Source organism: Halalkalibacter oceani (genome assembly GCF_023715605.1).
Classification (GTDB): Bacteria; Bacillota; Bacilli; order Bacillales; family Bacillaceae_D; genus Halalkalibacter; species Halalkalibacter oceani.
Genome location: NZ_JAMBOL010000002.1, coordinates 279490 through 295990, shown reverse-complemented (window position 1 = coordinate 295990; position 16501 = coordinate 279490). Strand labels below are relative to the sequence as shown.

The following is a 16501-nucleotide window of genomic DNA, read 5'->3' as shown; positions in this document are numbered from 1 at the left end:
TCTCTCTTGTCAAAGGGGCAGGGGCGACGTAGCTTTTGCTTTTGCCAGTCTCCCCCTCACCCAAGTTCGTCTATGATGAATGAGATGCTTCGTCCACCTCTGTCTTCTCAACAAGAACTTCCCGGGGCTTACTACCTTCATACGGGCCAACGATGCCTCTGACTTCCATTTCGTCGATTAAGCGAGCCGCCCTCGTATAGCCAATGCGGAAACGGCGCTGCAGCATCGAAACAGAGGCGGTGTTCATTTCCGTCACGAGCTCAACAGCAGGCTGATACAGCTCATCCTCCACTTGTCCTTCCACTGCTTTCTCCTCGGTTGGTGTCATTTCCTCCTGGTATTGCGCTTTTTGCTGGGAGATGACAAAGTTGACGACATCTTCAACTTCCTGATCGGAGAGAAACGCCCCTTGCACCCGCTTCGGCTTCGTCGCACCAACCGGCATATAGAGCATGTCCCCGCGGCCGAGCAGCTTTTCTGCGCCGCCTGAATCGAGGATTGTTCTTGAGTCGGTTTGCGAGGATACACCGAAGGCAATACGCGACGGGATGTTCGCTTTAATCACTCCGGTAATCACATCGACGGATGGCCGCTGTGTCGCAATGATCATATGAATCCCGGCAGCACGCGCCATTTGCGCGAGGCGGGCAATCGAGTCCTCGACATCGCCAGAAGCTACCATCATCAAATCAGCGAGCTCATCGACTATGACGACGATGTAAGGCAGCATCGGCTGCTTTGCTTCTTCGGCTTCATTATGACGTCTGATCGTTTCGTTATAGCCCTCGATATTTCTTGTTCCCGTATGGGAAAACAAGTCATAGCGCCGTTCCATCTCGGCGACAACTTTCTTCAACGCCTGGGACGCTTTTTTCGCTTCTGTCACAACAGGGGTGAGCAGATGAGGAATACCATTGTATACCGTCAGCTCGACCATCTTCGGATCGATCATCATCAGCTTCACTTCATGCGGCTTCGCCTTTAATAAAATACTTGTAATAATGCCGTTAATACAAACACTTTTCCCACTGCCTGTCGCTCCTGCCACAAGAAGATGGGGCATTTTGTTCAAATGAGCGAGAACGGGTTCCCCGGAAATATCCCGTCCGAGGCCGACAGCGAGGACGTTGCTTTCACGCTGCGATTCAGGCGAATCAAGAACTTCGCGCAACGTGACAATCGCCACTTCCTGATTAGGCACTTCAATCCCGATCGCCGACTTGCCCGGAATCGGCGCTTCGATTCTGATATCCTTTGCCGCGAGGGCAAGCGCCAGATCATCAGCAAGATTGACAATTTTGCTCACTTTCACCCCGATGCTCGGGTTAACTTCGTACTTCGTCACAGCCGGGCCGAGATGCACCTTCGACACGCGGGCTTTGACGCCAAAGCTTTCTAAAGTCTGTTCCAGCTTGCGCGCGTTTTCAGTCAACTGGCGTTTTTCCCCGGATTGACTTGGATTATCGGGCAGCTTGAGCAGCTCAAAGCTTGGAAGCTGATACGCTTCATTCGTCTCCTGGGCTGTGACAAGCGCTTCCTGGACGGGCTCGTCCACCGCTTTGACCTCTTCTTTCTCTTGTTCCACCTTTCGTTTCTCTTCAACCGGCGGATACAGCTTTTGGGTGAAATCGACAATTTCCGGCTCGCCTTCGGGCTGTTCAGTCGCCGGTTCAATTTCATCAGCCTCATCAGGCAACGGCCGCTTTTTCTTTTTTTTCTTCTGGTTTTTTCGCTCTTCTTCCAGCTTTTCCTTCGTTCTTTCTTTCATTTGCTTCAGTTCAGCGCCGAATGAACGAAAGCTGTCACTTAAGAAAAGATAGCTGCGTCGGAACAATTTGCCGATAAGCTCCGAAAGCGAGCGACCTGTAATCAAAATTAATCCGATCATAAACAATACAAAGCATAAAAAATAAGTCCCTGCTTCAGCGAATAAAAAGTGGCTCATGGCAAAGGCCAGAGAGCCGATCATCCCACCGCCCAGGTCGGCAGGCGGGATCTCCCCTCTCATTTCCATCCAAAACAGGTTCCACGTATTGCGAATGACCGACCTGTCTTGAAATCCTTCTTGACCGGCAAGCTGGTTGAATAAACCAACATGACTGAATAAAGCCATAGAAAGAAGAATGACATAGGCTCCCGACATTCGGCGCGTCAACAGCTTAGGTTGCTGACGCTTGACCATAATGTAGATGGAAATCGCCAATAAACCGAAGGCGAGCACAGCAAACCATTCTCCGAGAAAAAAACGGAATAGTCGCACAAAGGTTTCGCCAACTGTTCCAAGTCGTGCTAATGTAACGACAGCAATGACAAGCAATCCGAGACCGATGAGTTCAAATGTCAGCTGAGATTTCCACTCGGTTTTTCTTTTTTTCTTTCGTCTTGCCATACGTTTCACCCTTTACTTCAATCACAATTTCCATTCAATACTTAAGAAGCAGCCAGCTGGCTGCTTCGACCATTCTTGGATGAAGTTAATTATAGCATAGACTATGCCTGTCTACATGCTAAAATTGCGGTTTTGCCTGGATGACGGTTCCGGGTGTATATTTTTCATTTAAATAATGCATCGGATCTCCGCTCAGCAGCCGTACAATCCGGTATTCGGAGGCATTAAGCCGCTCTACGATCAACTGGCCGGCTTCACACGGAATAACCTGCTGGGATGTGTAGCTTTGTTCCTCTTCCGGGAAAATGAATTCAGGAGGAACCATTGTATAGAGAATCATTGGATGACCTCATCCTTTCCGTCAGCCTGTTTTTGCCGGTACTCGTCAATCAGACTGTTCAGCTTTCCGAGCGCCTGACCGATCCCGCCAACCTCATTAATCAAACCGTATTTCACCGCATCCGTTCCAATTACATTCGTCCCGATATCTCTCGTTAAATTGCCTTTCGAAAGCATCAGCTCTTTAAATTTCTCTTCTGTAATATTTGAGTGCTTCGTTACAAAGCTGATGACCCGCTCCTGCATTTTGTCCAAATACTCAAATGATTGCGGAACCCCGATCACTAATCCTGTCAGTCTGACCGGATGAATCGTCATCGTCGCCGTTTCGGCAATAAACGAATAGTCGGCGGCGACGGCAATCGGCACCCCGATCGAATGACCTCCTCCAAGCACGAGGGTTACGGAAGGCTTTGACATCGAAGCGACCATTTCGGAGATCGCCAGACCGGCTTCCACATCCCCGCCAACCGTATTTAAAATGAGCAATAGCCCTTCAATTTTCGGGTTTTGTTCAATCGCGACAAGCTGGGGAATGAGATGCTCGTATTTCGTCGTTTTGTTTTGTGGCGGGAGCTGCATATGCCCTTCGATTTGACCGACAACCGTCATACAATGAATATTTGACTGCGCCATATCAGGCACATTCGTCTGACCTAACTCCTGAATCTTGTCCAAAATTCCCGATCCCTTCTCCTCTTTCGGAGCCGGTTGATTCGGCTGTGGCTGTTCGGCATAAGGTTGTTCCATTGTCATCGACCACACGCCTCCTTTCATCATCCTTCTTCCCGTAGTATGAGCTTGTTTCCAACGTTTCATCCATCGGCCGCAAAACAAAGAAGAGATGTCCCGCAAGGTCTACTTCACCCTTTTGAGACATCTCTGAAACGAAGGCCACCGAAAAGCTTCTTTTTTCGTCACTCGAAGAAGAGCTATGGCTCGGCGCTTATACTTCCATAATAATCGGCAGAATCATCGGCCGTCTTTTCGTTTTTTCAAACAGGAAGCGGCTCAATCCTTCTCGAACATTGCTCTTGAGCGAAGACCATTCATTAACCTGTTCACTGACACATTTCTTCAAAATGACTTCCACCAATGTATTGGCTTCTTCAAGCAGCTTTTCCGATTCGCGCACGTACACAAAGCCGCGCGAAATAATATTCGGACCGGCGACGAATTCGCCCGTTTTCTTGTTTAATGTTACGACGACAACAAGAATCCCGTCCTTTGATAAGAGGCGGCGGTCACGCAGCACAATGTTTCCGACATCGCCGACGCCAAGACCGTCGATTAACACATTGCCGGATGGCACCTTGCCGCTTTTACGCGCCTGATTGTTCGTAAACTCAACGACTTCCCCTTTATCAACAAGGAAGATCGCTTCCGGCTTGATTCCGACCTGCAAAGCGAGCTTGCGATGGGCATGCTGCATCCGGAACTCACCGTGAATCGGTACAAAATACTTAGGGCGCATCAAATTAAGCATCAATTTCAGCTCTTCTTGACTGCCGTGACCGGAGGCGTGAACTTTGGCTTGTCCATAGACGACTTCCGCCCCGATCCGATGAAGCTGATCAATAATCGACGAGACGGACTTTTCATTTCCCGGAATCGCCGAGGCGGCGATAATGACCGTATCGTGATTGGTAATCGTAATTTGCCGGTGAGCCCCTTTTGCCATCCGCGTCAGCGCTGACATCGGCTCTCCCTGACTGCCGGTCGTAATAATAACGAGCTGCTCGTCGCGATACTTGCCAATTTCATCGATATCAATAAAAAGATCCTTCGGCGCTTCAAGATAGCCGAGCTTGGAGGCAATCGTGATGACGCGCACCATGCTTTTTCCGACAACAGCAAGCTTTCGTTTCGCTGCAATAGAAGCCTGGATCACCTGCTGAATCCGATGGACATTCGAAGCGAAGGTCGTGACGATGATTCGCCCTTCCGTCTTTTCGAATACTTCGGCGATGCCTTGTCCAACTTCTGTTTCGGACTTTGTCAGGCCGGGCCGTTCGGCATTCGTGCTGTCAGAGAGCAGGCAAAGAACGCCGCGCTGACCGATGGCGGCCATCTTTCCGATATCGGCTTGCTTGCCGTCCACCGGGGTTTGATCAAATTTAAAGTCGCCGGTATGCACGACTGATCCCTGTGACGTTTCAATCGTAACGCCGACAGAATCTGGAATACTATGATTTGTTCGGAAAAAAGAGACAGGAGTCGAGCCGATTTTCAGACGGCTGTTTGCATCGATCAAACGCAATGTCGTCTGACGGAAAATCCCTGCTTCTTTCAGTTTTTCTTCAACTAGGCCAAGGGTAAGCTTCGTTCCATAGACAGGAACATTTATTTTCTTTAACACATATGATAATCCTCCGATATGGTCCTCATGACCATGGGTCAGAATGATTCCCCGTACACGTTCTTCATGTTCAACAAGATAGGATACATCAGGAATCACGATGTCGACTCCAAGCATATCATCATCCGGAAACATCAAACCGGCGTCGACGACAATGATGTCCTCATTCACCTCTACAACGTACATGTTTTTGCCGATTTCACCTACTCCACCGAGGGCAAACACACGTACTTTTTCATTATTTTCTTTTGACAATGGACGTTCCTCCTACTTTCATCAATCTCTATGTTGCTTTTTATCCGTTCTATCATCCTTGGCATAGATGACCTTCTATTCGTTTAAAATGGCAGAGCTGCCCTACTCACAGAACAATGCCGGGTGACGCTTCAGCCATTGCACATCTCTACTGCCCAACGATGCAAGGCTGTCTCCATTACGTCATGAAAAAGGTGTCTCATCAGCAACTTCCCGCTCTTTTGAGCACCTCGGGAGTTCACGGAGCCGCTGCAAGATCGTCAAAGCCTGCTAACATGGCTTCCCCATTGCAGGCAGATAGCGCGCACTACGTCATTGCCTCACTTTCGACACAGCCCCATTCTTTATCCGAACAAATCATTGTTTTCAGTATACCTTATTTGTAAATTGAAACACAAGCTGAACTTCCTCATCTGTCAATATTACCTAAAGGTATCCAAATTTTGAGCCGAAACGACAGGCGCTGGCTTTTCACCCGGTAAAAAGAGAAAAACAGGGTATGTTTTGCCCCGCAAATAATGACAGGTGGACGTCTATTCTTATCATTTCAAAAATGAGGAGATATTGATTACGGAAAACGTGAAAGCTCCGTTTTAGCGGCATGCAGACAACAAAAAAAGCCTGCTCCAAAAGGCAGGTTGACTCCTTTTGAAGCAAGCTTCTTTGGCTTTAAAAGCCTTGCACGCCTCTTATGCTAAGACAGCGTCGATTGTTTTTTTCTGCTGTTCATCAAGCGGAACGAGCGGCAGGCGGACGCCGCCGACCTCAATTCCCCTTGCCTCAAGCGCATATTTCACGCATGTTGGATTGGGCGCGGAAAACATCGCCTGCATCGTCGGCAAAAGCTGACGGTGAAGCGCCGCTGCCTCGCTGACATTTCCTTGTAAAAAATGAGAAATCATCGTCTGCATTTCCGCACCGATAATATGCGAAGCGACGGAAACAACGCCTCTTGCCCCGATCGCCATCGCCGGCAGCGTGTTGCCATCATCCCCTGTATAAAGAATAAAGTCATCCGCCGTTTCGGTGATCAGCTTTGCCATATGTTCGAGATCACCGCTTGATTCTTTTACCGCGGTAATATTTTTTATTTTTGATAAGGCGATCACCGTCTCAGCCTCCATATGAAGGGCCGTGCGCCCGGGAACGTTGTAAAGCATAACCGGCAATGTCGTACGCGAAGCAATCGTTCTAAAATGCTCATACAGACCTTTTTGCGACGGCTTGTTGTAATAAGGCGTGACAAGCATGATGCCATCAACACCGAGCGCCGCCGCTTTTTCCGTTAGCTCCACAGATCCCTTTGTATCGTTGCTTCCCGTACCGGCGATGACCGGCACCCGCTTTTTCACATAATCCACACAATGCTGAAAAAGCTCAAGCTTCTCCGAAGGCGATAACGTTGGTGATTCTCCCGTCGTCCCGGCCACCACCAATGCATCCGTCCCGTTAGCAAGCAAATGATCGATCAGCTCCTCCAGCCGCTTAAGGTGAAGAGCCCCTTTTTCGTCAAAGGGCGTCACCATCGCTGTATACACATGACCAAACTCCATTTCTCCCAGCTCCTTCTTTAGGGAATTCTCCGACGTGTTATCCTTGCTGTTGCCCTAATTGATCAAGATGAAACATATGATGGAGTGCATTAACAGCTTTACTCATATCCTCTTCCTTCACGAGAACCCAAATCGTTGTATGAGAATCAGCTGACTGGAGAATTTGGATATTTTGCTGTGATAAAGCGCTAACGATTTTCGCTGTCACCCCCGGCACCCCTGTCATCCCTGCTCCGACAGCCGATACTTTCGCACAATGACGGTTGACTTCCGGCTCAAAACCAAGCTCATTCAAAACGGCAATCGCTTTGTCGGCAACCTGTTCCATCACCGTGTAGACGACTGCATGAGGATTAATATTAATGAAATCAACGCTGATTTTTTGCTGGGCCATCGCTTTGAACACTTTCTCCTGCAAGTCGTATTGCCCTTCCTTTGCCGTGACCTTAATCTGTGTCACATTGGCGACGTGGGCAATCCCGGTGATCAACCGTTCATGAACATCCTTCGGCTGACCCGCCTCCATCGTCACTAATGTGCCGCGGCTGTCTGAATAGGTCGAGCGGATATGGATCGGCAGCTTCGCCTGCATCGCAATTTCAACCGCACGCGGATGAATCACTTTCGCTCCTTGATAGGCCATATTGCAAATCTCATTATAGGTCATCGTCTCAAGCGGCCGTGCATCCTTAACGATCCGCGGGTCAGCGGTCATCACCCCTTCGACATCGGTGAAAATATCAACCCATTCAGCCTGAAGGGCAGCCCCCAATGCCGTTGCCGACGTATCGCTGCCTCCCCGGCCGAGCGTCGTCATTTCACCAGCTTCCGACTGACCTTGAAAGCCGGCAACGACGACGACATCATGCGCAGCAAGCTCTTCCTTGACTCTCTCGCAGCTCATTTCGATAATTTTTGCCTGGGTAAAATCATTGTTCGTCCGGAAGCCGGCCTGTGCGCCGGTCAAGGCAACAGCGGACAGACTTCGGCTGTTAAGTAAATTCGAAAACACGACTGCTGAAATCATTTCACCAGTTGAGACGAGCAGATCCTGCTCGCGCTTCGTCAAGTGTTCAGGCTCAATTAAGCTAAGCAACGTGTCGGTCGCATAAGGTTCCCCAAGCCGTCCCATCGCCGAGACGACAACGACGACCTTATAGCCTTCCTCGACCGTTTTTTGGACATGAGCAGCTGCCTGCTGTCTGCTTTCCTCATTACGAACGGACGTACCACCGAATTTCTGTACAATAATTTTCATCGGACACCTTCTTTTTCTCCACGCAGATTAAAAGGGTGCTCCTCCCCTGTCTCCTAAAATGAGAGTAGGAAGGAACGGATCCACCTGTTAGGCGATTATGACAGAAGACCTAATTTCACGAGACTTTCCGCAATTTGCACGGAATTCCAGGCCGCACCCTTTAATAAGTTATCAGACACAATCCACATATGATACCCGTTATCGCGATTCAGGTCATGACGAATCCGACCGACAAACACATCATTTTTGCCAACGCATTCTGAAGCAAGCGGATAGATTTGATTAGCCGGATCATCCTGTAACGTGATCCCAGGCGCTTGTGCAAGCAGATCTTTCAGCTCTTGTACCGACGCCCCGCCTTGCTCCGTCTCAATATAAACTGATTCAGAATGCCCTGTTTCAACAGGGAGGCGCACACATGTCGCGGCGACTTCAAGGTTAGCCATATGCATGATTTTTTTCGTCTCATTTATCATTTTCATTTCTTCAAATGTATAGCCATTATCCTGGAATAAATCGATTTGCGGTACCGCGTTAAAAGCAATCTGATAATGCTTTTTATCGCCGCCAACCGGCAGGATTTGCGGGGTGAATTCCTTCCCGTCAAGGATATCCCTTGTTTGCTGCTTCATTTCTTCAATCGCTTCAAGTCCCGCTCCGGATACTGCCTGATACGTGGAGACGATGACTTTTTTCAACCCGTATTTTTCACGGATTGGTTCAAGTGCGACAACCATTTGAATCGTTGAGCAGTTCGGATTGGCAATGATTCCGTTATGATCCTTTAAATCCGCTTCGTTTACTTCCGGTACGACAAGCGGTACAGTCGGATCCATCCGAAACGCACTCGTATTGTCGACCACAATGGCCCCGCGCTTAACAGCTTCCGGCGCCAACGCTTTGGAGACAGAGCCGCCCGCACTGAACAAGGCGACCTGCACCCCTTCAAACGCTTCAGGCGTTGCCTCTTCCACTGTATATTCTTCCCCTTTAAAGGTTACTTTCTTTCCTGCAGACCGTTTTGATGATAAAAGCTTTAAGCTTGCAATTGGAAATTGGCGCTCCTCTAATGTTTTGAGCATTTGTTGTCCGACTGCGCCCGTTGCTCCGACCACGGCCACGTGATAATTCGCTGTTGTCATGATTCTCGTAATCTCCCTTCCAAATTCTCTACAGTTTAAGTGTTAACGACGAGAGGATGGATTGATTATATCATATCCTGACCTGTTCGTTTCCTCTATTAAACTTTAAGGGAAATATTGCTTTTGTGCAACAGCACGTATCCGTTAATCTCTGAATTTTTCCACGAGAACCGGTTGAAGTTGCTTGCCAGCAATTGCAGCCTCGACCGTGTCCACTAATGCTTCCATTCTGGCGACTAACGAGTTTGGTTTTTTGATCGGGTCATCTTGGCCAAATGGAATAAAGTAAATGTTCTTCGTCGCCATTAGCTTCATCACGTTAACCCCGTTTAGACCGAGCGCGTCGTTGGTTGAAATGCCGAGTACAACCGGACTGCCGGTTCGCAATGTCGCCTTTGCTCCCATTAATACAGGTGAGTCGGTTAGCGCGTTCGCCAACTTGCTCGTCGAATTGCCGGTGATCGGCGCGATAACCATGCAGTCAAGCGGCGTCGCCGGGCCAAAAGGCTCCGCCTTGACGATTGAATCAACAATCGGCTCGCTTGTAATTTCCTGAATCCGCTTCAGCCAATCGGCGCTGTCGCCAAACTTTGTATCTGTTGTTTGCACCGTGTAGGAAACAAATGGCGTCACCTTTGCTCCGAGCTGAACCAATTTCTCCATTTCCGGCATAACCGCGTCATAGGTGCAGTGAGATCCCGTTAACCCAAAGCCGATGTGTTTTCCTTTTAAGCTCATCTCTTCTCCTCCTCTATGAAATAAGAAAACCGCTGCGCAGTTTTCTTTGAAGTGACGTGCGACGCCCTCCCTCGCATTTGAAACCGCCTCTGCTCCTTATCCTTCTAGCAGGACAGTCAGCACGTCAGCGAGAATTTGCCCGGCCGTTTTCGGGGCGACGATGCCAGGCAGCCCCGGTGCAAGCAATGCTTTCATTCCTCTTTTTTCGGCATAGCGAAAATCCGTGCCGCCGGGCTTGCTGGCTAAATCGATAATGAAAGCGTGCAGCGGCATCTCTGCCAGGACATTTGCCGTAAGTACGGGTGCGGGTATTGTATTAATGCAGAGATCAACGGTTCGCAGCGCTGTTCTGATGTCCTCGATATAAAATGGCTTCAACCCCATTTCGGTAATCCGGGCGATATCCCGTGATTCTCTCGCGCCGACAGATACATTCGCTCCTAGCGCGTCAAACGTTCTGGCGACCGTCATCCCGACGCGCCCGAGGCCGAGAACCGCCACTTCCGCCCCGTGAATCGTAATTTCCATATGCTGAATCGCCATCATGACCGCGCCTTCGGCTGTAGGAATTGAATTATATATAGCAATATCATCCCGGTCCATTAAGAGCACAAGCTTGCGATTTGCCTCGTTTACACAGCTGTCGAGCCGGCTGTTTGTAATCCCTGAATAAACGACGCAATGATCCGGCGTTTCTTTCAACTGCTCTCCTGTCAATTCAATCGTTTCATCTGAAAAAATCGTATCCACTTTTCCTTCCATGCTCATTCCGCTTATCGGCAGAAAAATAGCATCAACTGTACTCCAATCGACTTCATTCATCGTCTGCTTTGAGGCTCCAATAAAACCGTCATTAAGCTGATCGAAGCCGACGAGTGTAATTTTGGCATCTAAGGTCGACAGTTTGCGAATAATTTCCAGCTGCCGGGCATCCCCGCCGATCACGACGATATGTTTATCTGTTAGCATGTGCACTTGTTCTCCTTTCTGCGACTCCCTTCCCTTTAGACCCCATTTGAACATTCAACCATAGTTTATGTGGCACGGCGGAGAAGGGTGAATACCTTTCCGCTTGAAAAAGCCGTTGCCCACGAAGAGGCTGAAGCTTTTTAGTAACGAGCGCGGAGCCATTACTCTTCTTCGAGTTACGAAAAAGCGCTGACGAGATGCAGCAAACAGAGCGGCCGAAAACAAGGAAAAAGATTGGGACATAACGAAGCTGGTTACCGGAGCTGGCGGACTACGAAGTCTCGTCCGGCTTTTCGCCATCGTCTTCCCTTTGCGCACAAAAAAAGCTTGTCTGAAAAAGAAGCTGGTTCTCTTTTTCAGACAAGCGTAATGCAGGGAGTGCTTGTATATGGTGTGTCAAAAGGAGCGGCTTGCCTGTTTGACACACCGTGAATTCCCTCCCTTTCAGACGTGAGCTGAGGCTGCGAGAGAGGTCTATGCTTACTACTCGTCTAAATCAATGATGATCATATCCTCGCCGATCTTTTTAATTTGCTGCCAGTGCACGGTAACTTCCCGGTCCTTCTTGCCGAGTCCGAACCATTTCATCGTCGGAATAATAAAGGCTTCGATCTCTCCTGTTTGTTCATTGATTAGCAAATCGGTCTGTCCTAAAATTCCAAGGCGCTCTCCTTTTTGGTAATCAATAATTTCTTTGCTGCTGATCTCGCTTAGTCGCATTCGACACACTCCCTTCGTACAGCTTTTCTACATAGGTATGTGGCGATTCATAAAAAAAGAAGGGGCGTGCCAAAATTTTGACACAACCCCTTCCTTCATTGCCACTTTAATACATAGAGGCAGGGACAGAAGGTTGCCTTTACCTTTTGCCCAGCCCTTAAGCAAGGTGCGGAACCGCCACAAAGCTAGTTTGTCTCAAGCTCGAGTCTGTTTATGAAAGGTGGCAGCCTTTCTTTCTATTGAAGGTTGACCGGCAGCTTTCCTGTACTGTTAATTAAGGAAATCGACGGTTTTTCCTTCAGAATTTGCCCGGCCAGGGAATTAACCTGGCTTAACGTGACCCCGTTAATCTCTGCAAGCATATCATCGAGCGTGCGGTGCTTGCGCAGCAGCAGCTCATTTTTGCCGTTTCGGCTCATGCGGCTGTTCGTGCTTTCAAGGCTGAGCATCAGGCTGCCCTTCAGCTGTTCCTTGCCATTTTGCAATTCTTTTTCCGTGATTCCTTCTTCCGCGAGCTGCCCTGTCGTCTCCAGCAGAGCTGAAGTCAGATCCTCAAGCTGCTGGTGAGCCGTTCCGGCATAGACCGTCAGCATGCCGCTGTCCTGATAGGAGGAATGATAAGAAAAGACGGAATAGCAAAGGCCGCGCTTCTCCCGAATCTCCTGAAACAGACGACTGCTCATGCTGCCGCCAAGCAGATTGTTTAACAGAACGAGCGCATAAATATCCGTGCTGCCGACGGCAAGCCCAGGATAGCCCAAACAAAGATGAGCTTGTTCTGTCTCTTTTTTGCGAACGATTGTTTCAGAAAAGAAAGCAGGTGCCTCTAGCTTGAACGTGTTCGTTGAAGGCTTTACTTTTGAGAAGACGCTCTTTAATTGCTCAATCACGTCCGCGGTCACATTGCCGGCAATCGAGACGACGACATTGCTCCCCGTATAAAAGCGATCAATATAATCACGGAGCGTTTCACTCGTGAACGTTTGCAACGTCTCGACCGTTCCTAAAATCGGCAGGCCGAGCGGATGCTTTCCGTAGCTCGCTTCACTTAGCAAGTCATGGACGATATCATCCGGGGTGTCATCAACCATTTTGATTTCTTCAAAAACGACATTTTTTTCTTTCTTCAGCTCTTCTTCATCAAACACCGAATGGAAGAACATATCGGCGAGAATATCGACAGCGTACCCGGCGTGTTCGTCAAGAACCTTTGCATAGTAGCACGTATATTCCTTTGAGGTGAACGCATTGACCTGTCCGCCAATCCGATCGAATGATTCCGCAATTTCCGCCGCGCTGCGGGATGTCGTCCCTTTAAAAAACATATGCTCAAGGAAATGCGAGATGCCGTTTTCCTGCTTTTGTTCAAAACGTGAGCCCGTGCCAATCCAGATGCCGATCGAAATGGAACGGACAGTCGGAATTTGCTCTGCTAAAATGCGGACACCATTATCTAGTTCAATTCTATTTATCAATCTTCATCCCCCTATACCTAATCAAGCGCTGTTTGTAACATTACCCGTTTTTCAGAAAGCAATTCAGATACAGGGCCAATGCGATAGCCCTCTGCCTGAATCCCTTTAATTAATGCTTCCAGACCGGCTGCTGTCGGCTCTGTCGGATGCATCAAAATCATCGCCCCATTATGGAGCTTAGAAAGGACACGGTTGACCATTTCATTTGGATCCGGCTTGCGCCAGTCAACGGTATCAACAGACCAGAGAATCGTTTTCATCCCATGCTTGGCCGCCTGCTCGACAACAGTTTGATTATAGCTTCCGCTTGGCGGAGCGAACCACTCCGGTGTTAAATCGAGCGTTGCTTCAATCACTTCGTTCGTTCTGCTTATTTCTTCCTCAATCCTTGCTGCGGTCAGCGTATTCATATCTGGATGAGAGTAAGCATGATTGCCAATCTCATGGCCTTCCTCCACGAGCATCATTGCCAGGCTCGGATTCTTCTTGACCCATGAACCGTCGAGAAAAAAAGTCGTCTTCAGATCATACTTGTTTAACACTTTGACGATTTCCGGCAAGTATTCATTTCCCCACGCCACATTGACTAAAAATGTGATCATCGGTTTTTGCTCGTTTCCTCTATAAATACCGGCTGGCGGTAAATCCTCTAAATGGACACTCGGACTCGTTTCACGGTAAATCAGCCTTTCTTCGGCAAAGCTTCCCAGCTTTTTCATTTTATCAAAGGAAGCATCAATATCCACTTCACGGCCGTTATAGCCGGGCACCGCCTTCCACACCCGGTCAATCCGCGCATCAATCGCCGCTTCCCTGTATTCCTCGGCCCGGGCAGCAATTTCTTCATAGAGAGGATCCTGCTGCTTTATGACCATTTGACTGTCATCTTTCAGCTCTCCAATATAATGAAGCGAAAAGGGGTTTTGGACGGCCCCGATCGATAACACAACTATGAAAAAGAATACACACACATGAACGAGCTTTTTCTTCATCACTTCAGCCCTCCTCTCATGCCATTTTATGCATGAGTCGGACAGGTTAGAAGAAAATTTATGTAGTAGATAGTACGGGTTCATGCCTAGGGGGCACATCAAAAGATGCACCCCCGAAGCGATCACCGGCATGAGCTTCACAGCCAGCTTCAACCATTATTTTTGCGCTTGTTCCTGGCGCTCTTTCTCTTCCTTGAGAATGACTTTCCGAGAAAGATTCACTCGGCCCTGATTGTCAATCTCCGTCACACGAACGAGAATTTCATCGCCGATCTTCACGACATCTTCGACTTTATTGACGCGCTCTTCCGCCAGTTGGGAAATATGCACAAGCCCGTCCTTCCCTTTAAAGAGCTCGACGAACGCGCCAAACTTCTCAATCCGCTTTACTTTTCCGAGGTAGGTTTGTCCGACTTCCACTTCGCGGACAATATCTTCGATAATCGCGCGGGCCTTTTCATTCATCTGCATATCGATCGAAGAAATATAGACGGTTCCATCCTGCTCAATATCAATTTTCACGCCGGTTTCTTCGATAATTTTATTAATAATCTTTCCGCTTGGTCCAATCACGTCGCGAATCTTGTCAGGATTGATTCGCATCGTCATAATCTTAGGAGCGTACTCAGACAGCTCTTTGCGCGATTCCGCAATCGCTTCAAGCATGTTATCAAGAATAATCATCCGGCCCCGCTTCGCCTGAGCAAGCGCTTCTTCCAAAATAGCGCGGTTAATCCCATCGATTTTAATGTCCATCTGCAGCGCTGTTACGCCATCTCTCGTTCCAGCTACTTTAAAGTCCATGTCGCCGAGCGCATCTTCCATTCCTTGAATATCGGTTAGAACGGATACATGGTCCCCTTGCTTGACAAGTCCCATCGCAATTCCGGCAACCGGCGCTTTAATCGGCACACCGGCATCCATCATCGCCAGTGTACTCGCACAGATACTGGCCTGTGACGTTGAGCCGTTTGACTCAAGAACTTCAGAGACGAGACGAACGGTATACGGAAATTCATTTTCATTCGGAATAACCGGCTCCAACGCCCGTTCTCCAAGAGCACCATGTCCAATTTCCCGGCGACCCGGAGCACGAATCGGACCTGTCTCACCGACGCTGAATTGCGGGAAATTATAGTGGTGCATAAAGCGCTTCGATTCTTCGATTCCCAAGCCGTCAAGAATTTGCACGTCACCTAATGCGCCTAATGTACAAATGCTGAGCGCCTGCGTTTGACCGCGTGTGAACAAGCCTGAACCGTGCGTCCGCGGCAGTAAATGCACCTGTGAAGCCAACGGACGAATCTCGTCAACTTTCCGGCCGTCCGGACGGATCTTTTCGACCGTAATCAAACGGCGGACCTCTTCTTTGACAATTTTATTCAGCACTTCTTCAACGTCGCTTTTTGCGACTTCTTCACGCTCTTCGAATACGGCGAGCGTTTCCTTCATTACCGCATCAATCGCTTCGGCGCGCGCGTGCTTTTCCGGCACTTGAACCGCTTCCTTCAGCTTCGCTTCCGCCAGCTGACGAATCTCCTGGTCAAGCTCCGCGTCGACCTGCTTCAGCTTGATCTCCGATTTTTCCTTACCGACTGCTGCGATGATCTCTTCCTGGAAGGCGATGATTTTCTTGATTTCCTCGTGACCGTACATGATCGCTTCAAGCATCACTTCTTCAGGTACTTCATCGGCGCCGGCTTCAACCATATTGATGGCGTCCTTCGTTCCCGCGACGACAAGATTGATATCGCTTTTATCGAGCTGCTCAGTCGTTGGGTTAATGACGAAATCTCCATCAAGACGTCCAACCGTCACACCGGCAATCGGTCCTCCGAACGGAATATCTGAAATAGATAATGCCAAAGATGAGCCGACCATTGCCGCCATTTCAGACGAACAATTTTGATCGACACTCATGACGATACTAATTACCTGCACCTCATTACGGAAGCCGTCAGGGAATAACGGACGAATCGGGCGGTCGATCAGACGGCTCGCCAAAATCGCCTTTTCACTCGGACGTCCTTCACGTTTAATAAAGCCTCCCGGAATTTTTCCGGCTGCATACAAACGCTCTTCATAATTCACTGTCAGCGGAAAGAACGGAAGGTCCTTTGGTTCCTTTGAAGCTGTTGCTGTCGACAACACGGCTGTATCACCATATCTGATTAGAACGGCCCCGTTTGCCTGTTTGGCCAACTGCCCCGTTTCTACCGTTAGCTCGCGACCAGCCCAATCCATTTTAAATTCGTGTTTCGTTTGTTCCATTACGCGTACTCCTCTCGTACACCAATATTCATTCATCTATC

General features: G+C 48.9%; 13 protein-coding genes. All 13 read right to left on the bottom strand.

Annotated features, from left to right (window positions below; genetic code table 11):
- Nucleotides 1–70 precede the first annotated feature (70 nt).
- Nucleotides 71–2389 (bottom strand): FtsK/SpoIIIE family DNA translocase, encoded by a 2319-nt coding sequence (locus tag M3202_RS04090; RefSeq protein WP_251222066.1) that lies wholly within the window; start codon nucleotides 2387–2389, stop codon nucleotides 71–73.
- 118 nt (nucleotides 2390–2507) lie between these two features.
- Nucleotides 2508–2729: a YlzJ-like family protein gene (locus tag M3202_RS04085; protein WP_251222065.1), complete on the bottom strand. Its 222-nt coding sequence runs from the start codon at nucleotides 2727–2729 to the stop codon at nucleotides 2508–2510.
- Entirely contained in the window at nucleotides 2726–3484 is a 759-nt protein-coding gene (locus tag M3202_RS04080; protein ID WP_390189541.1) for a ClpP family protease, read from the bottom strand. The genes M3202_RS04085 and M3202_RS04080 overlap by 4 nt, the downstream gene beginning before the upstream one ends.
- A gap of 190 nt (nucleotides 3485–3674) precedes the next feature.
- Nucleotides 3675–5342, bottom strand: a complete 1668-nt coding sequence (locus tag M3202_RS04075; RefSeq protein ID WP_251222064.1) for a ribonuclease J — start codon at nucleotides 5340–5342, stop codon at nucleotides 3675–3677.
- Nucleotides 5343–6031: 689 nt separating this feature from the next.
- Nucleotides 6032–6895 (bottom strand): 4-hydroxy-tetrahydrodipicolinate synthase, encoded by an 864-nt coding sequence (dapA, locus tag M3202_RS04070; protein WP_251222063.1) that lies wholly within the window; start codon nucleotides 6893–6895, stop codon nucleotides 6032–6034.
- Nucleotides 6896–6932: 37 nt separating this feature from the next.
- Complete coding sequence (gene dapG / locus M3202_RS04065) at nucleotides 6933–8153, bottom strand: aspartate kinase (RefSeq protein WP_251222062.1); 1221 nt, start codon at nucleotides 8151–8153, stop codon at nucleotides 6933–6935.
- A 95-nt stretch (nucleotides 8154–8248) separates the two neighbouring features.
- Nucleotides 8249–9295, bottom strand: a complete 1047-nt coding sequence (gene asd / locus M3202_RS04060) for an aspartate-semialdehyde dehydrogenase (protein WP_251222061.1) — start codon at nucleotides 9293–9295, stop codon at nucleotides 8249–8251.
- Nucleotides 9296–9439: 144 nt separating this feature from the next.
- Nucleotides 9440–10033 carry a dipicolinate synthase subunit B gene (gene dpaB / locus M3202_RS04055; RefSeq protein WP_251222060.1) on the bottom strand — a complete coding sequence of 198 codons (594 nt, stop codon included), beginning with the start codon at nucleotides 10031–10033 and terminating at the stop codon, nucleotides 9440–9442.
- A 96-nt stretch (nucleotides 10034–10129) separates the two neighbouring features.
- Complete coding sequence (dpaA, locus tag M3202_RS04050) at nucleotides 10130–11002, bottom strand: dipicolinic acid synthetase subunit A (RefSeq protein WP_251222059.1); 873 nt, start codon at nucleotides 11000–11002, stop codon at nucleotides 10130–10132.
- Nucleotides 11003–11485: 483 nt separating this feature from the next.
- The gene (locus tag M3202_RS04045; RefSeq protein WP_251222058.1) at nucleotides 11486–11722 is read right to left on the bottom strand and encodes a YlmC/YmxH family sporulation protein; all 237 of its coding nucleotides are present in this window, start codon (nucleotides 11720–11722) and stop codon (nucleotides 11486–11488) included.
- A gap of 236 nt (nucleotides 11723–11958) precedes the next feature.
- Entirely contained in the window at nucleotides 11959–13197 is a 1239-nt protein-coding gene (locus tag M3202_RS04040; RefSeq protein ID WP_251222057.1) for a M16 family metallopeptidase, read from the bottom strand.
- A gap of 17 nt (nucleotides 13198–13214) precedes the next feature.
- The gene (locus M3202_RS04035) at nucleotides 13215–14189 is read right to left on the bottom strand and encodes a polysaccharide deacetylase family protein (RefSeq protein WP_251222238.1); all 975 of its coding nucleotides are present in this window, start codon (nucleotides 14187–14189) and stop codon (nucleotides 13215–13217) included.
- Between the two features lie 156 nt (nucleotides 14190–14345).
- Complete coding sequence (gene pnp / locus M3202_RS04030; protein WP_251222056.1) at nucleotides 14346–16460, bottom strand: polyribonucleotide nucleotidyltransferase; 2115 nt, start codon at nucleotides 16458–16460, stop codon at nucleotides 14346–14348.
- Nucleotides 16461–16501 lie beyond the last annotated feature (41 nt).